22 protein-coding genes and 1 other annotated feature are annotated in these 24,202 nt (G+C 37.4%); all 22 genes read left to right on the top strand.

Annotation, left to right across the window (positions count from 1 at the left end; genetic code table 11):
- Positions 1 to 137 precede the first annotated feature (137 nt).
- Positions 138 to 1,613: a UDP-N-acetylmuramoyl-L-alanyl-D-glutamate--2,6-diaminopimelate ligase gene (locus tag D1B32_RS06785; RefSeq protein WP_095308497.1), complete on the top strand. Its 1,476-nt coding sequence runs from the start codon at positions 138 to 140 to the stop codon at positions 1,611 to 1,613.
- On the top strand, positions 1,613 to 2,983 hold the full coding sequence (locus D1B32_RS06780) for a UDP-N-acetylmuramoyl-tripeptide--D-alanyl-D-alanine ligase (RefSeq protein ID WP_118888962.1): 1,371 nt from the start codon (positions 1,613 to 1,615) through the stop codon (positions 2,981 to 2,983). Before D1B32_RS06785 ends, D1B32_RS06780 begins: the two co-directional genes overlap by 1 nt.
- Positions 2,984 to 3,092: 109 nt before the next feature.
- Positions 3,093 to 4,076, top strand: a complete 984-nt coding sequence (gene mraY, locus D1B32_RS06775; RefSeq protein ID WP_095308499.1) for a phospho-N-acetylmuramoyl-pentapeptide-transferase — start codon at positions 3,093 to 3,095, stop codon at positions 4,074 to 4,076.
- A complete protein-coding gene (gene murD, locus D1B32_RS06770) occupies positions 4,076 to 5,425 on the top strand; it encodes a UDP-N-acetylmuramoyl-L-alanine--D-glutamate ligase (protein WP_095308500.1) in 1,350 nt (449 codons plus the stop codon). The genes mraY and murD overlap by 1 nt, the downstream gene beginning before the upstream one ends.
- Before the next feature lie 178 nt (positions 5,426 to 5,603).
- A complete protein-coding gene (gene spoVE / locus D1B32_RS06765; protein ID WP_379601015.1) occupies positions 5,604 to 6,677 on the top strand; it encodes a stage V sporulation protein E in 1,074 nt (357 codons plus the stop codon).
- Positions 6,678 to 6,874: 197 nt separating this feature from the next.
- Entirely contained in the window at positions 6,875 to 7,687 is an 813-nt protein-coding gene (locus tag D1B32_RS06760) for a cell division protein FtsQ/DivIB (RefSeq protein ID WP_118888960.1), read from the top strand.
- Between the two features lie 399 nt (positions 7,688 to 8,086).
- A complete protein-coding gene (ftsA, locus tag D1B32_RS06755; RefSeq protein ID WP_095308503.1) occupies positions 8,087 to 9,370 on the top strand; it encodes a cell division protein FtsA in 1,284 nt (427 codons plus the stop codon).
- A 190-nt stretch (positions 9,371 to 9,560) separates the two neighbouring features.
- Positions 9,561 to 10,715 carry a cell division protein FtsZ gene (ftsZ, locus tag D1B32_RS06750; protein WP_095308505.1) on the top strand — a complete coding sequence of 385 codons (1,155 nt, stop codon included), beginning with the start codon at positions 9,561 to 9,563 and terminating at the stop codon, positions 10,713 to 10,715.
- Between the two features lie 979 nt (positions 10,716 to 11,694).
- On the top strand, positions 11,695 to 12,615 hold the full coding sequence (gene spoIIGA / locus D1B32_RS06745) for a sigma-E processing peptidase SpoIIGA (RefSeq protein WP_118888959.1): 921 nt from the start codon (positions 11,695 to 11,697) through the stop codon (positions 12,613 to 12,615).
- A gap of 13 nt (positions 12,616 to 12,628) precedes the next feature.
- Positions 12,629 to 13,348: an RNA polymerase sporulation sigma factor SigE gene (sigE, locus tag D1B32_RS06740; protein ID WP_095308507.1), complete on the top strand. Its 720-nt coding sequence runs from the start codon at positions 12,629 to 12,631 to the stop codon at positions 13,346 to 13,348.
- 123 nt (positions 13,349 to 13,471) lie between these two features.
- Complete coding sequence (gene sigG, locus D1B32_RS06735) at positions 13,472 to 14,254, top strand: RNA polymerase sporulation sigma factor SigG (protein WP_095308508.1); 783 nt, start codon at positions 13,472 to 13,474, stop codon at positions 14,252 to 14,254.
- 365 nt (positions 14,255 to 14,619) lie between these two features.
- Positions 14,620 to 14,883, top strand: coding sequence for a YlmC/YmxH family sporulation protein (locus tag D1B32_RS06730; protein WP_095308509.1), 264 nt, complete (start codon positions 14,620 to 14,622; stop codon positions 14,881 to 14,883).
- Between the two features lie 162 nt (positions 14,884 to 15,045).
- Positions 15,046 to 15,855, top strand: a complete 810-nt coding sequence (pgeF, locus tag D1B32_RS06725; RefSeq protein WP_118888958.1) for a peptidoglycan editing factor PgeF — start codon at positions 15,046 to 15,048, stop codon at positions 15,853 to 15,855.
- A 27-nt stretch (positions 15,856 to 15,882) separates the two neighbouring features.
- On the top strand, positions 15,883 to 16,554 hold the full coding sequence (locus D1B32_RS06720) for a YggS family pyridoxal phosphate-dependent enzyme (protein ID WP_187393136.1): 672 nt from the start codon (positions 15,883 to 15,885) through the stop codon (positions 16,552 to 16,554).
- 28 nt (positions 16,555 to 16,582) lie between these two features.
- Positions 16,583 to 17,014 (top strand): cell division protein SepF, encoded by a 432-nt coding sequence (locus D1B32_RS06715; RefSeq protein ID WP_095308513.1) that lies wholly within the window; start codon positions 16,583 to 16,585, stop codon positions 17,012 to 17,014.
- A gap of 6 nt (positions 17,015 to 17,020) precedes the next feature.
- Entirely contained in the window at positions 17,021 to 17,287 is a 267-nt protein-coding gene (locus tag D1B32_RS06710; protein WP_095308514.1) for a YggT family protein, read from the top strand.
- 62 nt (positions 17,288 to 17,349) lie between these two features.
- On the top strand, positions 17,350 to 18,126 hold the full coding sequence (locus D1B32_RS06705; RefSeq protein ID WP_095308515.1) for a YlmH family RNA-binding protein: 777 nt from the start codon (positions 17,350 to 17,352) through the stop codon (positions 18,124 to 18,126).
- Positions 18,127 to 18,235: 109 nt separating this feature from the next.
- A complete protein-coding gene (locus tag D1B32_RS06700) occupies positions 18,236 to 18,739 on the top strand; it encodes a DivIVA domain-containing protein (RefSeq protein ID WP_095308516.1) in 504 nt (167 codons plus the stop codon).
- A gap of 57 nt (positions 18,740 to 18,796) precedes the next feature.
- Positions 18,797 to 19,016 (top strand) — a binding site (T-box leader).
- Between the two features lie 68 nt (positions 19,017 to 19,084).
- Complete coding sequence (gene ileS, locus D1B32_RS06695; RefSeq protein WP_118888957.1) at positions 19,085 to 21,841, top strand: isoleucine--tRNA ligase; 2,757 nt, start codon at positions 19,085 to 19,087, stop codon at positions 21,839 to 21,841.
- 143 nt (positions 21,842 to 21,984) lie between these two features.
- Entirely contained in the window at positions 21,985 to 22,455 is a 471-nt protein-coding gene (gene lspA, locus D1B32_RS06690; protein WP_095308518.1) for a signal peptidase II, read from the top strand.
- Complete coding sequence (locus D1B32_RS06685; RefSeq protein ID WP_095308520.1) at positions 22,452 to 23,363, top strand: RluA family pseudouridine synthase; 912 nt, start codon at positions 22,452 to 22,454, stop codon at positions 23,361 to 23,363. The genes lspA and D1B32_RS06685 overlap by 4 nt, the downstream gene beginning before the upstream one ends.
- A gap of 259 nt (positions 23,364 to 23,622) precedes the next feature.
- Positions 23,623 to 24,165 (top strand): bifunctional pyr operon transcriptional regulator/uracil phosphoribosyltransferase PyrR, encoded by a 543-nt coding sequence (gene pyrR / locus D1B32_RS06680; protein WP_118888956.1) that lies wholly within the window; start codon positions 23,623 to 23,625, stop codon positions 24,163 to 24,165.
- Positions 24,166 to 24,202: the final 37 nt, after the last annotated feature.

The following is a 24,202-nucleotide window of genomic DNA, read 5'->3' as shown; positions in this document are numbered from 1 at the left end:
CTATAATAAGGGAAGTAAAAATCAGTAAATGCTTCTAAATTAAGACAACTATATAAAAGAGGGTGGAGAGCACCCTCTTAAAAAATACAATTATGTAGAATACATATGTTGGATATAAAATAGATAGGGTGTTTGCTATGAATTTAGATGAATTACTACATGTGTTACCTTTTTATAAAACAACATCGATGATTGATGAAATAAAAGTCGATGGTATTGAAATGGACTCACGAGAAGTAAAACAAGGAAGTGTTTTTGTTTGTATTCCTGGATTCACAGTTGATGGTCATGATTTTATAGACGATGCAGTAAAACAAGGAGCCGTTGCGCTAATTGTTGAAAAACTTGTTGAAGCTCCTGTTCCAGTTATTTTGGTAGACGATACGAATCGGGCGTTATCCATGCTCGCAGGTAAGTTCTTTAATTACCCAACATCAAAACTGCCATTAATCGGAGTTACTGGTACGAATGGTAAAACTACAGTTACGTATTTGTTGGAAGAGATTTTTAAACAACAGATGAAAAAAACTGGCGTTATTGGAACGATTCAGCTGAAAATTGGAGAGGAATCATATTCGATCTCGAATACAACTCCAGATGCTCTAAGCCTGCAACGAACATTCCACAAGATGCTTGGAGAAAATGTAGATCAGGCTATTATGGAAGTTTCTTCCCACGCATTGGATATGGGGAGAGTATACGGGTGTGATTATGATATTGCCGTATTCACCAATTTATCCCAAGATCACTTAGATTATCATTCCGATTTACAAGATTATCTTCGAGCTAAAAGCTTATTGTTTTCACAGTTAGGAAATAGCTATGATGAAAAGAAACGGAAATTTGCTATTTTAAATTCCGATGATGCGGCAAGTGATTTATTAAAACGCAGCACTGCGCAGCATGTAATGACTTACGGTTGTAATAATAAAGCTACTGTTATGGCTAACGGAATTCAGCTTGACGCTGCAGGAACATCCTTTACGTTAACCTCACCGGTTGGAGATATTGAAATCTCAAGTCGTTTAATTGGTATGTTTAATGTGTATAATATGCTAGCTGCAAGTACAGCGGCAATAGCTGCTAATGTATCATTAACGACTATTAAAACGGCACTTGAGCAGCTAGAAGGTGTAAATGGTCGTTTTGAGCCAGTTGTAGAAGGTCAGCGTTATGCAGTTATTGTTGATTATGCGCATACACCTGATTCGTTGGAAAATGTGTTGCAAACTGCAAGGGAATTTGCGAAGAATAATGTATATGTGGTCGTTGGATGTGGTGGAGATCGAGATCGTACGAAACGTCCGCTAATGGCATCAATTGCAGTAAAATATGCAGATCATGCATTTTTTACATCTGATAATCCAAGAACAGAAGACCCACAGTCGATTTTAGATGATATGACAGCTGAGTTAGAGGAAAGTAGTAGTTATGACGTAATCGTTGATCGGAAAGCAGCGATTTCTCAGGCTATCGGGCAAGCTACTTCAGAGGATATAATACTTATCGCAGGAAAAGGACATGAAACATATCAAATCATTGGACATACGAAATATGATTTTGATGATCGAGAAGTAGCGAGAAAAGCAATTCGCAATAAGGAGAAATATTGATGTTATTTACTACAAATTGGTTAGCTAAACAATTCCCCACTAATCAAGGGGGAATACAAGAAAATATAACTATAAAACAAGTAACGACAGATAGCAGAGCAAAGGGGGAAGGTCTATTATTTGTTCCGCTTGTTGGAGAGAACTTTGATGGACATGAATTTGTCAAACAAGCAATTGACAATGGTGCCTGTGCTATTATTTGGGATGAAAGCAAGCATTTGCCAGATGACATCCTGCCAAACCTTCCAATTTACTTTGTAAAAGACACCCTGAGTGCACTTCAGGATTTAGCGTCTGCTTACAGGACTGAGATTGATCCGATTGTAATCGGAATAACAGGCTCTAATGGTAAAACAACAACGAAGGATCTGACTTCCGCTGTTGTAAAAACGACTTATCGAACTCATGCTACGAAAGGAAATTTCAACAATCATATTGGATTACCATTAACAATTTTATCAATGGATCGAAATACCGAAGCATTAATTGTAGAAATGGGTATGAGTAACTTCCAGGAAATTGATTTATTAACACGTATAGCTAGACCAGATGTTGCAATAATTACAAATATCGGTGAGTCACATATAGAATTCTTGGGATCACGTGAAGGTATTGCTAAAGCGAAGCTGGAGATTGTAAATGGTTTGGATGAAGATGGAGTACTAATTATCGATGGTGATGAACCGTTGCTCCGTGAGAAACACATAAACCAGAAAAAAATTGCGTGTGGCTTTGGTGCAGAAAATGATTATAAAATTTCAGAGGTTAAGATACATACAACGGGAACAGAATTCACGCTTTCCGATGGCATGACTTATCAAGTTCCACTTTTTGGCAAGCACCATACAAAAAATGCTGTATTTGCGCTTGCTATAGGCAAGCTTTTAAACATTCATGCAGAAAAAAGCAAGCAAGCTTTGCAAAACCTTGAGCTAACTGGAATGCGGTTTGAACTACTAAAAGGCATAAATGATGTATCCATCATCAATGATGCTTATAATGCATCCGCAACTTCAATGAAGGCAGCTATTGAAGTAGTGAAACAAATGAACGGATTTGAGGAGAAGGTGTTAGTGCTCGGTGATATTCTTGAGCTAGGAGATCGTGCAAGAGAATTTCATGAGTCGGTTGCCGAAGTAATTGAAGCACCTATCACTGTGCTCTTTACATATGGAGTCCATGCTGAATGGATTCAAGCAGCAGTTCAAGCGAAGAGCCTTAATCTAAAATATACTCATTTTGCATCGAAGGAAGATTTAGTTCAGGCACTTAACCCCTATTTAACAAAACATTCACTAATATTATTTAAAGCATCACGAGGGTTAAAATTTGAAGAAATGATCGAAGCTATTACTACTGATGAGAATTAGATTACTACAAGGCAAGATAAAATTTTACTAAAAGTACAACCTAAAAAATAAATGAAACGTATTGATTCATCCAATCTATTTGGACGGTTATGTATGAGGAGGAAAGAAAGTGAATTTAACTGTTTTATTAATCACATTAGCGATTGCATTTCTCATTACCGTTCTTTTATCTCCAATATTGATTCCATTTTTAAGAAGATTAAAGTTTGGGCAAAGCATTAGAGAAGAAGGACCAAAATCACATTTGAAAAAAACGGGTACCCCTACAATGGGCGGTATCATGATTATATTTAGTGTTATTATTACGTCAATTATAATGGCTGCAAGAGTAGATGAATCTGGAATTGGTTATGAATTATGGCTACTCGTTTTTGTTATCTTTGGATATGGGTTACTCGGGTTTCTCGACGACTTTATAAAAGTAGCGATGAAACGAAATCTTGGTTTAACATCATTGCAAAAGTTACTTGGGCAAATTGTTATTGCACTTGTATTTTACTTTATTTTACGTAGTCAAGGATTTTCAACAGCGGTTCAAATACCGGGAACGGATATTCAGTGGGAACTAGGCTGGGGCTATGCACTATTAATCATATTCATGCTTGTCGGTGCTTCTAACGCTGTAAACTTAACGGATGGTTTAGATGGACTGCTAGCTGGTACAGCTGCTATTGCGTTTGGAGCATTTGCAATCCTTGCTTGGTATGGTACTGGTCAAAACGAACCAGCCATCTTTGCATTGGCTGTGGTTGGGGCATTACTTGGATTTCTGGTATTTAATGCACACCCAGCAAAGGTGTTTATGGGAGATACAGGGTCACTCGCGCTTGGAGGAGCGATTGCAGCTATTTCTATTTTGTTGAAAATGGAAATTCTGTTAGTAATTATTGGTGGCGTCTTTGTTATCGAAACACTTTCTGTAATTATTCAGGTTATTTCATTTAAGACAACAGGAAAACGTGTATTTAAAATGAGTCCATTACATCACCATTATGAACTGCTCGGCTGGTCAGAATGGCGGGTTGTGACGACATTTTGGTTAGTAGGACTTTTATTTGCCGCACTCGGCATTTATATTGAGGTGGGCTTATAATGAAGAGATTAACAGAATTCCCTTATTCTAACATTGTTGTTTTAGGACTTGCAAGAAGTGGAACAGCAGCAGCTGAAGCCCTTTTAGCAAATGATAAAACTATTCGAGTTCATGATAAGCAAGCAACAGAGCAGGATGAGACTGTTATACGACTGAAAGAGATGGGTGCTGAAGTTATAATAGGCTCTCATCCTATTTCCATTTTAGATGGAATGGATCTTGTTATTAAGAATCCAGGTATATCCTATGATAATCCGATTGTAGCAGAAGCAATAAGACGAGATATTCCCATTATTACGGAAATTGAATTAGCTTATTATTTATTTGACGGTCCAATAATTGGAGTGACAGGCTCGAATGGGAAAACAACAACCACTACTTTGGTAACGGATATGCTTAAGAAAAGCGAACGGCCAGTTAGAGTGGCTGGTAACATTGGGATTGTTGCTACAGAAGCAGTGCAATCCATGCAAGATGATGAAGCTCTTGTGCTTGAATTATCGTCTTTTCAACTACAAGGGACTGAAAAATTCAGACCAACAACAGCAATCTTATTAAATATATTTGAAGCACATTTGGATTACCATAAAACGTTGTCCAATTATAAGCAGGCAAAGTTTAATATCTTTAGAAATCAGACGAAGGATGACTACCTCATTTATAATGCTGAGGATAAAGCTATTGCAGAGGAAGTAAAGGACGCACGTGCAAAACTCATTCCTTTTTCCGTTCACCAAAAGCTTGAAGCTGGTGCATGGATCGATGACAAGTATGTTTATTTTAAAAATGAAAAAATCATCGAATTGAAAGAAATTGTTTTGGTCGGAGAGCATAATTTGCAAAATATATTAGCTGCAATTGCTGCTGCAAAGTTAAATGGAGCAACAAATGAAGGTATTTATCGTGTATTAACGACGTTTTCCGGAGTAGAGCATCGTTTACAATTTGTTGAAAATATTAATGGACGATTATTTTACAACGATTCAAAAGCAACAAATATTTTGGCGACTCAAAAAGCATTAGATTCATTTAAACAACCGACGATTCTTTTAGCAGGTGGACTTGATCGGGGGAATGAATTTACCGATTTGAAGCCACACCTGAAACATGTTAGAGCTATGGTTGTATTTGGCCAAACTGCAAGCAAGTTAAAAGAGTTAGCCGCTGAAGTTGGGATAGAAAAAGTAATTGAATCTGAGAATGTCGAAGATGCAGTCCATGCAGCATATTCGATTTCAGAGGAAAATGAAGTTATTCTTTTGTCACCAGCGTGTGCAAGCTGGGATCAATATCGAACATTTGAAGAAAGAGGAGACATGTTTGTACAAGCCGTGCATAAGCTAATGTAGGGGCAAACACAAAAAATGATTCGGTTGGTCATAAACATTGAACAGAAGTAAGATATCTATACCGAGAGTCTTAATTATTAAAACGATATAGAGCATACTACAAATGCCCCTGATCCAAAATTGGAAAAGGGGTGTTTTTTTGTTAAATAAATTACTAAAGGAGCAAAAAAGGCCAGATCTGCCTTTGCTTTTTATAATCGTTATTTTATTAGTCGTTGGGATTGTCATGGTTTACAGTTCATCCTACGTATGGTCTGATTACAAATTTAATGATTCCTTTTACTATTTAAAAAGACAGCTTCTCTTTGCTGGTGCAGGAGTGGTTGCGATGTTTTTTTTCATGGTCATTCCGTATTATACGTGGAAAAAATATGCAAATTTAATACTGCTATTTTGTTTTATATTATTACTGCTTGTCTTAATCCCTGGAGTAGGGTTGGTTCGAGGTGGAGCACAGAGCTGGATAGGGGTGGGTGCATTTAGTATTCAACCATCCGAATTTATGAAGCTCGGGCTAATCATTTTTCTTGCTGCGATCCTTTCTGCAAATCAAAAATATATAACTTCTTTTAAAAAAGGCTTTCTTCCATGTATTTTACTTGTTTTTACTGCTTTTGGTCTAATTATGCTGCAACCAGACCTTGGAACAGGAATGGTTCTTGTCCTTACATGTATGATTATGATTTTTGCTGCTGGTGCAAGGTTAACACATTTTTTTGGTCTTGCTGCAATTGGAATGCTCGGTTTTGTAGGCTTGATTGCATCTGCACCATATCGAATTAGTCGAATTACGGCATTTCTAAATCCGTGGGAGGATCCACTTGGGGATGGTTTTCAAATTATCCAGTCTTTATATGCGATTGGACCAGGTGGTTTAATGGGATTAGGATTAGGGAATAGCTTGCAGAAGTATTTTTATTTACCTGAGCCACAAACTGATTTTATTTTTGCTATATTAGGTGAAGAACTTGGATTTATTGGCGGAACTGTTATCATTGTTCTATTTTTCCTGCTTTTATGGAGGGGAATTAAAATTTCACTCGAAGCACCAGATCTATTTGGACGTTTTCTAGCACTTGGAATTGCAGGAATGCTTGCAGTACAAGCGATGATTAATATAAGTGTTGTGATTGGTCTGATTCCAGTTACAGGGATTACATTACCATTTCTAAGCTATGGTGGTTCATCTTTAACATTGACTTTATGCTCTGTTGGCGTTTTGCTAAATATTAGTATATATTCTAAGATTTAAGGTGAAGTTCTTTTCAGTTCCTTGCTTGGAAAAAATTCACAGCCCTGTAACTGGAAAAACTTGATAAAGTATGGTAAGTACACTACATCTTCCGCTATGTTTTATGATATAATTCATGTAACAGATAAAAACGGCTTTAAGATTTGCCGTTTTATTCTTTTGCTAACGTAAATAAATGTAAAAAGGAAGAAATGGGGATGAGTAAAAAGAATATTGTTTCGATTGAGGATCGTATTCCAAAATTGAAACAAGCACGTAAGAAAAAAGCAAACCGTCGACTTATATTTTATCTTTCAATCTTTTTTTTCTTGATATCTATCATCGTATATTTACAATCACCATTGAGCCATATTAAAACAATTGCCGTGAATGGAAATACGTATGTAACAGATGAAGAGATTATCGAAAGTAGCAATTTAACGACTGATACAAATATATGGACAATTAACCGAGCAGAAACTGAACAATTAATAAATAAGAACCCTATATTAGAGTCTGTAAAAGTAAGTAGAAAATTACCATGGACAATTGATATTCATGTAAAAGAACAGCAAATCATTGGATATATTCGTAACGAAACAGCGTATAAACCAGTATTAGGTAATGGTGAAATTCTAAATGTTACGAATGGGACGTTCAATGGCGAAGCTCCGCTAATTTATGGGTTTGATGATGAGGAATATCTACATAGAATGGCAGAGGAGCTAAAGGAACTCCCTGGTAGCATCAGGAATGTTATTTCGGAAATCCATTGGATCCCAACTGATGAAAATAAAAATACGGTGCTTTTATACATGAATGATGGTTACCTTGTAAAAGGAACGATTCGCGACTTTGCTGAAAAAATGGAAGTTTATCCGTCAATTGTTGCACAGCTTGATCCAGAGGAAAAAGGGATCATTCATATTGGAGTAGGTATCTACTTTGAGTCTTTTAATCAGGAAGAGGACGAAGATATGACAGAAATAGAAGGAATTCCAGACAATGAGGAATCAACAGAATCCGAATAAATAAATGTTGTGGTAGGAAAGTCATATAAATAGTTGTGTTTACGAAAGATATATAAGATACTCATAAAAGGTTGTTCAAAAGCCTAGGGAAAAGGACATATCGACCTTCGATGCATAAGCCGTACTCGTATTGGCCTTGCAGTGGGGCCAAAACTCCCCAGGAATTATGACTTTAGTAGACTTGGGTCTTTTCTTTCTCTTTTGAACACATTTTTTTAGAGGAATTTAGTTTTTTTAAAGCGTTAAGAAGGGATATTGCCACCTTTTGTGGAATAACCTATATATGTTTTATTTTTTTACTGATTTCCTATAAAATAGTAGATTATACAATAGATAAAAAAGGAAGTTCATAGAAACGACAGTAATACTGGAAGTTTCTGATTCTGGAGGTGCCTTTCGTTGAATAATAGTGAAATATTAGTAAGTCTTGATATAGGTACAACAGCGATTAAAGTCATTATTGGAGAAGTTTTGAACGATTCATTGAATATAATCGGGGTTGGGACCGCTAAATCAAATGGTATGAAAAAAGGTGCAGTTGTTGATATCGATCAAACGGTTCATTCAATCCGAAACGCGGTAGAACAAGCTGAGCGCATGGTAGGGATGCAGATTGAAAGTGTTGTCGTTGGTATAAACGGAAGTCATGTTCAATTACAGCCTTGTCATGGGGTAGTAGCAGTTCAAAGCGAAAACCGTGAAATTGGTGATGAGGATGTGACAAGAGTCATCGACGGAGCACAGGTAATCTCAATTCCACCAGAACGTGAAATTATTGATGTTATTCCAAAACAATTTATTGTAGATGGTTTGGATGAAATCACGGATCCGCGTGGTATGATTGGCGTTCGGTTGGAAATGGAAGGTACAATTATTACATGCTCAAAGACAGTACTACATAATATTTTAAAATGTGTAGAACGTGCTAACTTGCAAGTGTCCGATATTTGCCTTCAGCCACTTGCAGCCGGAACGATTGCTCTTTCAAAAGATGAAAAGAATATGGGGGTTGCTCTAATTGATGTGGGTGGTGGCTGTACTACCGTTTCAGTTTTTGGTAACGACCATCTAATTTCAACAAGTGTTATTAGCTTAGGTGGAGATAATATTACGAAGGATTTGTCTATCGGTCTAAGGACATCTACAGAAGAAGCAGAAGATATTAAACTGAATTATGGACATGCATTTTATGATCATGCTTCTGAAGAAGAAACATTTGAAGTTTCAATCATTGGAAGCAACACAAGAGAAACCTATAATCAGCTGCAAATTTCTGATATGATTGAAGCAAGACTGGAAGAAATTTATGCTTATGTAGAAAGAGAAATTAGAAAAATGGGTTACGGCGAGCTTCCAGGTGGGTATGTATTGACTGGTGGAACGAGTTCGATGCCAGGAAGTCTTGAGCTTGCTGAGGACTTATTCCGATCAAATGTACGCGTTGCTATCCCAGATTACATAGGTGTAAGAGAAGCACAATATACAGCAGGTATTGGAATATTGCAGTTCGCTTATCATAATGCGAAGATACAAGGAAAAGATTTGTATCCATCTGTAGTTGAAGATACAACAGAACCGAAACCAAAAAGACCGCAAAAACAGCCAAAGGTCAAAAAAGAAACGAAAGAGAATAAGAAAAAAGACTCTAGTTTTGCTAATTTATTTAAGTATTTCTTTGATTAAGAATAACTGATGTGAATTCAAAAGGTAATGGAACTTTTTGACAGATAAAAAATATAAAACTTTTATTATTTGCATAAGTGCAACGAAGTCATTTGCCTAAAAGCCTGGCAAACGCCAAGTTTTCTAAAAAGATCACATTGAAATTAGCTTCTGGTATTCTTGTAATTTTGCACATTAGGAGGAAAGAAATATGTTAGAGTTTGATACAAATATGGAGGAATTAGCGACAATTAAAGTTATCGGTGTAGGTGGCGGTGGAAACAATGCTGTGAACCGAATGATTGAGCATGGTGTTGAAGGTGTAGAATTTATAGCGGTAAATACTGATGCTCAGGCTTTGAATTTGTCTAAAGCAGAAACAACAATACAAATAGGTGGTAAACTGACACGTGGTCTTGGAGCAGGTGCAAATCCGGAAGTTGGAAAGAAAGCTGCCGAAGAGAGCAAAGAACAGCTAGAAGAAGTATTGCAAGGTGCTGATATGGTATTTGTAACTGCTGGAATGGGTGGTGGCACCGGAACTGGTGCTGCTCCTGTAATTGCACAAGTTGCTAAAGATCTTGGAGCATTAACTGTAGGTGTTGTAACACGTCCATTCTCTTTTGAAGGAAGAAGACGCTCTACCCAAGCAATTTCTGGAATTGATACACTTAAAGGAAGTGTTGATACATTAATCGTAATTCCAAATGATCGCTTACTTGAAATTGTAGACAAAAACACACCAATGCTTGAAGCATTCCGTGAAGCAGATAATGTGTTACGACAAGGTGTACAAGGTATCTCAGATTTAATTGCGAAGCCAGGTCTAATTAACGTTGATTTTGCTGATGTTAAAACAATTATGTTTGATAAAGGTTCTGCACTCATGGGAATTGGTATTGCAACTGGTGAAACGCGTGCAACAGAAGCTGCGAAAAAAGCAATTTCATCTCCACTACTGGAGACTTCTATCGATGGTGCACATGGTATCCTAATGAATATTACTGGCGGTACGAACTTAAGCCTTTATGAAGTTCAAGAAGCTGCAGATTTAGTTACTTCAGCAGCAGATAAAGAAGTGAACGTTATCTTTGGATCCGTTATTAATGAGAATCTAAATGATGAAATTGTTGTTACAGTAATTGCAACAGGTTTTGATGAGACTGTACAACCAAAAGCAGAAATTAAGCAAAAACAGCATCGTCCTATGGCTAGTCATAACCAGCATGCTGCCACGAGGGAAGAACCGGTTCAAAGAGAGCAGCGCGAGCAGCGTGAGCAACAACAGCCACAGCCTCGTGTTAGACAAGAGGACGACGAGCTTGATATTCCTACATTTTTAAGAAATCGAAACCGTAATCGATAAAAAATAACTTGTACGAAGACATAATAGAGCAGATGAGCTACATTCATCTGCTCTATTTTCAATTCCATAACCTCTATTCACCACCCGGCATAGATTCCTCCAAAACAATCCTTAACATTGCCCTCGAGGCGTGATGAACATATTCTCTATTTTACAATTAATATAAACTTCTAATTAATGCGCATTGAGAGATTGTGCGAATACCCGCTCCGGAAACACACTACGCTTTTCGCGGGTGACCCGTGAGCCTCTTCGAACTCCGTTCTTCAGAGTCTCACTCTGGCCACGTATCCCGCAGAAGTCTACGTGTGTTTCCTCCGCTAGTGCTGGCTCACTGGCTATACTAACATGGTTTATCAAAATAAAAATGTTGTTCTAACCAGTCCGGGTGAGCGTAGGGCGGTGACTCCTGTGGGAACAGCACGTGTCTGAAGACTCGCAGGAAGTGGTTTTCTTCCGGAGAGGCTGAAGCCGTGCCCACGGAAAGCATCCGCCCGGAGCGATCCCGGACGGCGATTGTTCCACAGATTAAGCAAATATTCACTAGTTCGGATTTTCTTTCAAATGTGATGAAGCATCTAGAATAGTGTTAGTTTACGTTAGCGCAGCAGATCACAAAGCGTAAATAAGGGAAGGCTTTGTATTTATATAGGAAGAATTATACAATTCCAGTTATATTGGTTTAGCGCTATTTTTATGCATGTTGATTTTAGAAGTATTTGACATAAAACGCAAAAATCGATAGACAGACAATCCGTATGAATATACGTTAGCTTTAAAAGAGACAAATTATCCCCGACAAACTTATAGACAAATAGTGAAAATTAGCTTTTATACGCACACAAGAAGTGACAGACTTTGCTTCCGCACTCTACTATACTCGTTAGTAATTCCTCAAATCTGGGGTTTCGATTATCTATGAAAATACCTCCTGAAAATAAATATTCCGAAAATGATTTGCCGGGAAGGAAGAGAGAAATTGACCATTTATCTTGATGCCGTCTGGGCATTGAATTTTTTTCTGGATTTAATGCTGTTAATGCTTACAAAAGCTTTAGCAAGGGATGCAGTAGGGAAAATACGAATCATTTTTGGGGCATTTATCGCTTCATTAATTGTACCCTTTACGCTATTTTTTCCAGACTCCTTTATAAATGGGGTACTGGGTAAATTAATTTATTCATTCTTTATTATCTTATGTACCTTCGGATATGCAGGTTTTTATCGCATGATGAAATTATTATTATTATTTTACTTTACATCATTTGCAATTGGAGGTGGATTGACAGGGATATACTTTATGCTTGCAAACCCTGTGTCAATTACAGGCAATGGAATTTTAACATTTAATAAAGGATATGGTGATCCAGTTAGCTGGCTGTTTATCTTAATCGGATTCCCAATCGTATGGTATTTTACAAAGCACCGTATGGACGAGCATGCAAGTGAGAAAATTCGTTATGACCAATTATGCGAAGTGACCATTCAAATGAATAACAATTCATTTATGACCAAAGGGTTTATTGATAGCGGTAATCAGCTAGTTGATCCACTAACGAAAAGGGCAGTAGTTATTTGTGATGAAATATTTCTGAAGCAGTGGTTTTCTGAAGAAGAATGGAAGCAATTAGAGGAAGTGCATCATCATTTAGCACTTGATCAAGTTCCAGAAAAATGGCAGCACAAAGTACAAATGATTCCGTATCAAGGTGTTGAAGGAAAAAGTGGTTTCCTCTTAGCGATTAGGCCAGATCACATTGAAATACATTATGGGAGTCAGAAGCTTACAACAAGCAATTTACTAATCGGTATTCAGTTTGGCGTATTAGTTAGGGATCAAAGCTATCATTGTTTATTGCATCCGCAAATCATTAAATTAGCTACTATACAAACAGCATAAGGGAGTGGAGAGTATGGCTCTATGGAAAATCAAACTGAAATTGCGCTGGTACAAATTATTAATTAAATTAGGATTAAAGTCATCAGAAGTCTACTATATTGGTGGAAGTGAAGCATTGCCTCCTCCCCTTTCGAAACAGGAAGAACAAGAATTATTAATCCTATTACCGAAAGGCGACAAGGCAGCGAGAGCGATGCTGATTGAGCGTAACCTTCGTCTTGTCGTCTATATTGCACGTAAATTTGAAAATACAGGTATCAATATTGAGGACTTAATTAGCATAGGTACAATTGGCTTAATAAAAGCGGTAAATACATTCAATCCAGAAAAGAAAATTAAGTTAGCAACCTATGCATCAAGATGTATTGAAAACGAGATTCTTATGTACTTGCGTAGAAATAATAAACTTAAATCGGAAGTCTCATTTGATGAACCATTAAATATCGATTGGGATGGGAATGAGCTTCTATTGTCCGATGTTCTCGGTACGGATGAAGATATAATTACAAAAAACCTCGAATCAAATGTGGATAAAACTTTGTTGAAAAGTGCATTATCAAAATTAAATGCCCGTGAAAAACAAATCATGGAGCTGCGTTTTGGATTAATTGGTCAAGAGGAAAAGACCCAGAAGGATGTTGCGGATATGCTTGGAATTTCTCAATCCTATATTTCACGTTTAGAAAAAAAGATTATTCGCAGATTGAAAAAAGAATTTAATAAAATGGTGTAGCCATATTTTATAAGGTTTTCATCAACATTTTACAGTCTTTCTAAAATCTGTACGTGCATAAAAACCCTCTGCCGGGGAGATACTGTCCTTGAACAGCATCACCGACTGGGAGGGTTGACTTAAATGACTAGACATAAAGTTGAGATATGTGGTGTTGATACATCCAAACTACCTGTACTTAAAAATGAAGAAATGAAAAAGCTATTTGTAAGAATGCAGCAGGAAGGAGATATTTCTGCTCGAGAAGAACTTGTTAATGGGAATTTAAGGCTTGTATTAAGTGTGATACAGCGATTCAATAATCGGGGAGAATATGTAGATGATTTATTTCAAGTTGGCTGTATTGGACTAATGAAATCAATCGATAATTTTGATTTATCACATAACGTAAGATTCTCCACGTATGCTGTTCCGATGATTATTGGAGAAATAAGACGATACCTCAGGGATAATAATCCAATCCGAGTATCTAGGTCCTTACGTGATATTGCATACAAAGCACTGCAGGTGAGAGAAAAATTAATTAGTAAGACATCAAAAGAGCCTACTCCTGCAGAAATTGCCGCTGAAATGGGAATTCCACATTCCGATATTGTGTTTGCTCTTGATGCGATTCAAGATCCTGTATCATTATTCGAACCAATCTACAATGATGGTGGTGATCCAATATTTGTTGTCGATCAGATTAGTGATGATAAAGACAAGGATTCAACCTGGGTTGATAAAATTTCATTAAAAGAAGGGATGCACCAATTAAATGAACGTGAAAAAATGATATTGAATAAACGATTCTTTCAAGGGAAAACGCAAATGGAAGTTGCTGATGAAATTGGCATCTCACAAGCACAAGTATCTCGTTTAGAGAAAGCTGCAATCAGTCAAATGAATAAGCAAATGTTTGAATAAAGATTTAAATAAATCATGCAAAATCAGGAAGGACAGGTTTTTCACCTGTCTTTCCTGATTTTTTCTGTGTAAAGATGAAATAAATTGATGTGTTCGCATATAGTTTAATAAGTACGTGTTCAAAAAGAGGAGGACGAAAGGGACCGAGCAGTATAAGGCGTCGATGCATTGAGCAGACGTTCTTGCGCACAGTAAAAGCGATTTTCTTCTGCAATGAGTGTAAAAGCAAGCCAACGATCTTCTCGCTTGTTGTTTTGACTTCGATATTGGACACAGTACGTGTCGGTACTTAATCGATGGTCTACTGCTCTCGAAGTGTCATTTTCAACGGACTATTTTGACAACTAATAAGGCAGGTGAGGACAATGATTAAATTATCAGAATTACAGTTGAAAGAAATTATAATAATTGATGATGGTAGAAGGTTTGGCCATATTACAGATTTAGAAATTGACGGTAATACAGGGAAAATTATTGCAATTGTTGTGGAAACGAAGGACAAAAAGAGTGGAATGTTAAGAAAGGCTGACGAATTATTGATTTCCTGGGATCATATTGTTCGAATTGGTTCCGATGTGATTCTTGTCAATGATGTCCAGGGACCAAGTTTATATGGTACGGTAAAATAGAGATTGCATGAAAAAGCTTAGTTGAAAGCCAAAATATGATAAAATAAGACAAGTCTATTTTTGCAGTAAAGAAAATATAAAAATTTCTTTACTGCAGAAGTGCACTGTAGCATTAGCCAAGAGGATTGGTGAATGCCAAGTTTTCTAATCAGGAGGATTATAATGAATGAAGTCTTTAAAGAGAAAGATAACGCATATCTCAACATAGAAAAGTGGCAAACAGAACACCCTGGACTTGTCGTGGGCTTTACTACTAGAAACGGTGGTGTAAGCGAGTACCCCTATCATACATTGAATTTTGGGTTCCATGTTGCTGATGAACAGAAGCATGTTATAAGTAACCGTGAACGATTAGCAGATAAGCTGAACTTTTCACTGCAAAACTGGGTGTCAGGAGAACAAATACATCGAACGGAGATTGCACATGTTACGGATCAAGATAAGGGGAAAGGTTCAACTACTTATACAAGCTCCATTAAAGGCACGGATGGGCTCTTAACCAACCAAAAAGGAGTATTATGTACAGCTTTCTTTGCAGATTGTGTACCCTTATTTTTCTTCGATCCGATAACGGAATATATTGGAATTGCCCACGCTGGCTGGAAGGGATCTGTTAACCGAATTGCTGAGAAGATGGTGGAAGCTTTTGCAAAAGTTGGTGTGAAACCGGAAAACCTATTCGTAGCGATTGGTCCTTGTATTTCACAGCAGAATTATGAAGTAGATGAGCGGGTGATTCAATCGATTCGAGCAGGGGAGAGGGAAAATGCGGTACGTTCACTCGGCAAAAATCGATTTTTATTAGATTTAAAGCAATTAAATGTAGATATCCTTTTACAATCTGGGGTATTACGTCATAATATAGAGGTAACAAATTATTGCACTTATCGTGATGATGAATTATTTTTCTCTCATCGGAGAGACCATGGTAAAACTGGAAGAATGTTAGGGTTTATTGGATTTCAAGGGTGATTACATGATGGAGGAGTTATACGTATTATGGAAGTCGCAGCAAATTTGGCAGTCATTCAAGAGAAAATAGGACAAGCATGTAAAAATAGTGGGCGCAAACCTTCCGAAATAAACGTTATTGGGGTTACGAAATATGCTACAATAGAACGAACCGAGGAAGCAGTTGAAGCAGGAGTTAAAAATCTTGGCGAAAATCGAAATGAAGGTTTTTTAGAAAAGTATCATCACATTGCTGATAAAGTAACATGGCATTTTATTGGAACCTTGCAGTCACGAAAAGTAAAAGACATTATTGACAAAATTGATATGCTCCATGCTTTGGACAGGGCTTCACTTGCAAAAGAAATTAATAAACGAGCATCAGCACCTGTCGATTGCTTTATACAAGTAAATGTCAGTGGAGAAGCTTCCAAACATGGCTTGAGCGTAGAAGAGGTAATTCCTTTTATTGAGGAAATCGAGAAATACGAAAAAGTTCATGTAGTTGGATTAATGACAATGGCACCCCATATTGAAGACAAAGAGGAGATTCGGAAAGTATTTCGGGATTTAGCATTATTAAGAGACCGTATCAAAGCAAAGAAATTGCATCATGCACCATGTGAATTTCTTTCGATGGGGATGAGCAATGATTATGAAGTTGCGATTGAAGAGGGTGCAACCCATATCCGCATTGGCTCCCAATTAGTTGGTGAATGATCGCAAACTTAAGTAAAGAGGTGAGAGAATGAGTATTAAGAATAAGATTAAAAATTATTTCACCATGGATGACGAGTATGAGTACGAATATCAACAGGAAGAGATTACCCCAGAGAGTAAAGAAAGTACGAAGCAACAAACACAAAAGGTTGTAAGCTTAACTAGTATGCAGCAATCTACATCAAAAGTGGTATTATGTGAGCCAAGAACCTATAACGAAGCGCAGGAAATTGCAGATAACATTGTAAACAGACGTGCCGTTGTCATTAATTTACAACGCGTTGATCATCAACAAGCAAAACGTATTGTTGATTTTCTAAGTGGCACGGTATACGCTGTTAATGGTGATATTCAGAAGCTAGGCTCTGAAACATTTTTATGCACCCCGGACAATGTTGAAGTTTCAGGAACAATATCCGAAGCATTTGCCCAACAAGATGAATTTGAAAAAGGATGGTAGTAGTGGATGGTTGAATTATATACAATATTACATTATGCATTTGTATTCTATGGATATGCACTCATTGTGTATATTTTCATGTCATGGTTCCCAGGAGCAAGGGAATCATCCTTTGGTCAAATGTTGACCAAAATTTGTGAGCCTTACCTAGAGCAATTTCGTAAATTTATCCCACCAATTGGTATGATCGATATTTCGCCAATTGTTGGGATCCTTGTTCTTCATTTAGCTCGAGCAGGACTGCTTCAGTTTTTCCAAATGTTTTTATTTTAGAACGTATGGCGGTATTATGCTAAAAAGATTTTGACGAACAAAATGTTAAAGGAAGTAACAGGATGGATATTTACCAGCATTTTAGAAAAGAAGAACAGCCTTTTATTGATCAAGTATTGTCGTGGAAGGAACGCGTTGAGCAGACATTCCAGCCAAAGCTGACAGACTTTCTCGATCCACGCGAACAACAGTTAGTCGAAATGCTTGTCGGTTTGAATAATCCTGAATTAAAACTTGATAAGCATGGCGGAGGATTAAATACGGAACGAAAACGAATGGTAATTGCTCCTTTTTATGAGGAAATAGCAGAAGAATCTTTTCAGCTGACCTTATTGCAGACAACCTATCCAGATAAATTTATAACCATTGAACATCGGGATGTAATGGGCGCATTTTTATCAATGGGGATAAAGCGTACGAAGCTAGGAGATATTTATGCGGCAGACGGCCTCATTCAAATTGTACTGGCAGATGAAGTAAGTCCATATGTTACAGCAAATCTGAATGCAATAAAAAAAGCGACGGTTACATTTGGCGAGCAGCCGCTTACTCTTTTGAAAGAAAAACAAGAAAGATGGGTAGAAGCAGACAAAACAGTTTCGTCTTTAAGACTTGATGCTGTTATCAAGGAAATTTATCATATTTCAAGAAAAGATGCTTCAGCATTTATTGAAAAATTGCAGGTGAAAGTGAATCATAAGGTTGTTGACGATACTAAATTTCAACTGCAAGAGGGCGATATGATTTCGTTGCGTGGAAAAGGCCGAAGCAAATTAACTGCTATAAATGGGATGACGAAAAAGGATAAATGGAAAATTAGTATTGCATCTTTAAAATAATTTATAGTTCTTGCAGGATTTCCTGTTTTTTTGTCGAATTGATTTAAATACAACTTTGAGAACATTCGATTTTACGTTAATATATTTATACCTTGAGGAGGTGGCCACTGTGCCATTAACACCATTAGATATTCATAATAAAGAATTTACGAGAAAAATCCGTGGTTATGATGAAGATGAAGTAAATGAGTTCTTGGATCAAGTGATTAAGGATTATGAAATGGTCATTCGAGAAAAGAAAGAGCTGGATGAGAAAGTGAACCAGCTGAATGAAAGACTCGGTCATTTTACAAATATTGAAGAAACCCTAAATAAGTCCATTCTTGTTGCACAAGAAACAGCAGAAGAAGTAAAAGGAAATGCAACAAAGGAATCCAGGCTTATTATAAAAGAGGCAGAAAAAAATGCTGACCGCATCATTAATGAAGCGTTAAGTAAATCGCGTCGTATTTCAATGGATGTCGAAGAATTGAAGAAACAGGCTAAAGTTTTCCGCACAAGATTACGCATGCTTGTACAGGCTCAATTAGATATGCTTGGTACGGACGATTGGGAAGAATTATTTAAAACAGAGTTAGGCGAAGAACTCGAATTGATTGAAAATGAATCATAGTTCTTGACGTTCTTAAAAATATTACATATAATTCATACAAGATATGTCAATTATAATAACAATACGTTGAAAGAGAAAGTATAAAAGGACGTTGCTGAAAAGCGAGCTAGGAGATGGTGTGAGCCTGGTACAGCACTCTTTTAGAAAATCACTCTTGAGTATCCATTGTGAAATTTAGTAGTGATGGACGGCTTATCCCCGTTACGGATGTCGAGTGAATTTAAAATATCAATTTTGAATTTATAAGGGTGGTACCGCGAGTCTTCTCGTCCCTTTTGGGATGAAGAAGGCTTTTTTGTATTCAAAAGCGCAAGCGCTATTAAATAACTTAAGGAGGAAGCATAAATGGATTATAAAGAAACATTATTAATGCCGAAAACAGAATTTCCTATGCGAGGAAATTTACCAAATAAAGAGCCAAAACGTCAAGAACAATGGGAAGAAGCAAATCTATACGAAAAGAGTCTTGAACGTACAAAAGAAAGACCGTTATTTGTTTTACATGACGGACCACCGTATGCAAATGGAGATCTTCATATCGGGCATGCATTGAATAAAATTTTGAAAGACTTTATTACCCGCTATAAATCCATGACGGGTTACCATGCCCCATATATTCCAGGATGGGATACACATGGACTGCCAATTGAAACAGCTTTAACGAAGAACAAGAAAGTCAAACGAAAAGAAATGAGTGTAGCTGAATTTAGACAGCTATGTGCAGAATATGCACTCGGACAAGTGGATAGTCAACGCACACAATTTAAACAGCTTGGTGTACGTGGTGACTGGGATAATCCATATATTACACTGACGAAAGACTATGAAGCAGCACAAATTAAAGTATTTGGGGAAATGGCAAAAAAAGGCTATATCTACAAAGGCTTAAAACCGGTTTATTGGTCTCCTTCTTCTGAATCGGCATTAGCAGAGGCAGAAATTGAGTATCAGGATAAGCGTTCAGCTTCTATTTATGTGGCGTTTGAAGTTCGTGATGGAAAAGACTTATTCGATGGTGGAGAGAAATTCATCATTTGGACGACAACACCATGGACCATTCCAGCTAACCTGGGAATTAGTTTGCATCCCGATCTAGAGTACAACGTAGTAGAAGCAAACGGTGAAAAGTATGTACTTGCACACGCTTTACTGGAAGATGTTGCTGAAGAACTAGGCTGGGAAAATGTAAAGGTCGTAAAATCATTTAAAGGTCAAGAAGCAGATCGTGTTGTAGCAAAACATCCTTTCTATAATCGTGACTCGCTCGTAATGCTTGGTGAACATGTAACGACTGATGCTGGAACTGGTTGTGTTCATACCGCTCCAGGACATGGGGAGGATGACTTCTATGTGTCAAAAAAATATGGCATTGAAGCATTTTGTCCAGTTGATGATAAAGGAGTATTTACGGAAGAAGCTCCTGGTTTTGAGGGTTTATTCTACGATGCTGCCAATAAAGTGGTTACCGAAAAACTGGAAGAAACAGGTTCACTATTAAAAATGAGCTTTATTACACATTCCTATCCACATGATTGGCGTACGAAAAAGCCGACAATTTTCCGTGCAACATCTCAATGGTTTGCATCTATTAAAGACTTCCGTCAAGATATTCTTTCTGAAATTAAGGAAGTAAACTGGTATCCAAACTGGGGTGAAACGAGACTTTACAATATGGTGCGTGACCGTGAAGACTGGTGTATCTCAAGACAACGAGCATGGGGTGTTCCAATTCCTGTATTTTATGGTGAAGACGGTACACCGATTATTACAGACGAAACGGTTAATCATGTTTCTGAATTGTTTAAAGAACACGGATCAAACGTATGGTTTGAGCGTGAAGCGAAGGACTTGCTGCCAGAAGGATTTACATCAGAGTATAGCCCGAATGGTCAATTCACGAAGGAAACAGATATTATGGATGTTTGGTTTGATTCCGGATCGTCTCATGAAGGAGTATTAATGAACCGTGATGATCATCGTAGACCAGCAGATATTTATCTTGAAGGAAGTGACCAATATCGTGGTTGGTTTAACTCCTCATTATCAACAGCAGTAGCAGTTACAGGGAAAGCACCTTATAAAACGATTATCAGTCATGGGTTTGTACTTGATGGTAACGGAAGAAAAATGAGTAAATCACTTGGAAATGTCATCGTGCCATCCAAAGTGCAAAAACAGCTTGGCTCTGATATTTTACGTTTATGGGTTGCTTCTGTTGACTATCAATCCGATGTACGTATTTCGAACGATATTTTGAAACAAACTTCAGAAGCATATCGTAAAATCCGTAATACATTCCGCTTCCTGCTTGCGAACCTTGCTGATTTTAATCCAGCAACAGATGCAGTAGCTGAACATGAATTGGAAGAAGTGGATCGTTACATGCTGCATCGCTTACAGAAATTGCTATCTGATGTGCGTGAAAGCTATGAGAAGTATGAGTATGCACCAATTTTCCACCAAATTCATAATTTCTGTGCAGTTGATCTAAGCTCGTTCTATCTAGACTTTGCAAAAGACGTTCTCTATATCGAGGCAGCTGACAATAAACGTCGTCGTAGTATTCAAACTGGCTATTATGAAGTATTGACAACGTTGGTTAAGCTACTCACACCAATCATTCCACATACAACAGATGAAGTGTGGGAATATATCCCAGGGGCAGAAGCAGAGAGTGTACAATTGACAGATATTCCAGAACCAAGAGAAATTGCTGGAATGGACGCATTAGCTCCGAAGTGGAATCATTTTATGAATGTTCGTGATGATGTACTGAAAGCATTAGAAGAAGCACGAAATGATAAAGTTATCGGTAAATCATTAGAAGCAAAAATTACAATTGTTCCAAAAGATGAGGAAACAAAAGAAGTCTTAACAAATATGGAACATTTACATCAATTCTTAATCGTATCTGAAGCTGTTTTAAGCGAAAGCAATGCATCTGCAAAAGAATACAAGTTTGTTGATGTAGCTGTTGAAAAGCACCCTGGGGAAAAATGTGAACGTTGTTGGGTTGCTTCAGAAACAGTTGGCGAGGACCATGACCATCCGGAACTATGCTCGCGTTGTGCAGCAGTAGTAAAAGAGCATTATACCGAATAATGAAAAGCGTGTAATTCATAATAGCCCTCTTGAAATAAGGGGGCTATTATTATTGAAAAAGTGAAGAATAAAGTATACTATAAAAAAAGACTTGATAGAGGTTTTTAACCTCTTGTGAATACGGATGAAGCGGGGGATAAAAGATGATCTGGTATTATGTCATCGCGCTCTTTATTATCGGAATCGATCAACTAACAAAATGGATAATTGTAAGCACGATGGAACTTGGTGAGCGGATAACGGTAATCGAAAACTTCTTTTATATTACATCACATCGAAATTCAGGAGCAGCCTGGGGAATCTTACAAGGTCAAATGCTGTTTTTCTATATTGTAACAGCGGTCGTTGTAATCGGCATTATCTATTACATGCAAAAGTTTGCCAAAAACGATACATTACTAGCAATTGGCCTTAGCTTCGTTCTTGGTGGCGCAATCGGTAACTTTATTGATCGTTTATTCCATCAGGAAGTAGTTGATTTTGCTGATTTCTATATTTTTAATTATAATTTCCCTATTTTTAATGTTGCCGATTCTGCTTTAACTATCGGTGTTATTATCGTCATTATTGCAACGATTATGGATGAACGAAAGAAAGGAAAGGCCAAAAAATGACACAATTTCAACATGAAGTAACAGAGGAACAAAATAAAACAAGAGTCGATAAGCTGCTTGCTGCCATTAACCCAGAGCGATCTCGCTCGCAGATTCAGGGATGGATTAGTAAAGGGCATGTATTCGTAAATGAAGCGGAAGTAAAGGCAAATTATAAATGTCAAACTGGCGAAGTGTTAACATGGTCTATTCCAGAAGTTGAAGAGCTGAATATTCAAGGCGAAGATATTCCATTAGAGATTATTTATGAGGATTCTGATTTAATAGTAATTAATAAACCAAAAGGAATGGTTGTTCACCCTTCTGCAGGACATCAGACTGGTACATTAGTAAATGCACTCTTGCACCATTGTAAGGATTTATCCGGAATCAACAGTGTAGAAAGACCGGGAATTGTTCATCGTATTGATAAGGATACGAGTGGCCTGCTTGTCGTAGCGAAAAATGACCACACACACATGAAGTTATCAGAACAGCTAGCAACGAAGGAAGTAAAACGTAAATATGAAGCGATTGTCCATGGAGAGATCGGTCACGAATCCGGTATCATTGATGCACCAATAGGCAGAGATCCAAAAGACCGACAAAAAATGGGAATTGTTGATAGTGGTAAACCTGCAGTGACGCATTTTAAAGTTATCAAGCATTTTCCTGATTATACCCATGTAGAATGTCAGCTTGAAACAGGACGTACGCATCAAATCAGAGTACACATGAGGTATATCGGTTTTCCGCTTGTTGGTGATCCGAAATATGGCCAACGTAAAACACTAGATGCAGATGGTCAAGCCCTTCATGCGAAGACATTAGGCTTTACGCATCCACGAACAAATGAATGGATGGAGTTTGAAGTGGAAGCTCCAAAAGTCTTTCAAGAAGTCCTGGGAAAAATAAAGAATATGTATTGACAGATGATAATTAGTTTGTAATAATGAATGAAGATTAATAAAGGTGACCTTTAAATAATAGTCCTGTGAGGCTAAAAAGGAACGGTTTGTTCGTTAGGTATCGTATGTTCAAAACCCTTTTTTCCTACAGGAGAAGAGGGTTTTTATTTTTTATGCAGATAAGAAAGTATAAAACTTTCCTACCTGTATAAGTGCAACTAAGACATTCGCCTAAATGCTTTGCGAATGCCAAGTTTTCTAAGAAACGGGGTGCAAGTGATTGAATAAAAAAACAGAGATATTAGATACAGCTGCCATCAATAGGGCATTGACCAGAATGTCCCATGAAATATTGGAGAAGAATAAAGGCGGCGAAGATATAGTGCTTGTAGGTATAAAAACAAGAGGAGTTCCACTTGCTAAACGAGTTCACGATAAGATTAAGCAAATAGAAGCGATCGACGTTCCACTTGGTGAACTTGATATTACACTTTATCGTGATGATTTGGAAAAAGCGACAACAGATAATGAACCAGAAATTAAATCTGCAACGATTGATGTAGAGTTAACAGGAAAAAATGTTATTTTGATTGATGATGTCCTCTATACAGGACGCACAGTTCGCGCTGCAATGGATGCCGTAATGGATATTGGCAGACCGTCAAGAATCCAGCTTGGTGTACTTGTCGATCGGGGTCACCGAGAGTTGCCCATTCGCGCAGATTATGTTGGTAAGAATATTCCAACCTCTGATAAAGAGATTATAGTCGTTCAACTTGATGAAACGGATGAAGCAGAACATGTTTCGATCTATGAAAAATAAATAGTTACAACTTTTAAGCAAATCCAGAGAGATTTGA

The organism is Oceanobacillus profundus, from assembly GCF_003515705.1.
GTDB lineage: Bacteria > Bacillota > Bacilli > Bacillales > Amphibacillaceae > Oceanobacillus > Oceanobacillus profundus.
The sequence above is the reverse complement of the archived record's forward strand: the minus strand, read 5'-3'. Positions and strand labels throughout refer to the sequence as shown.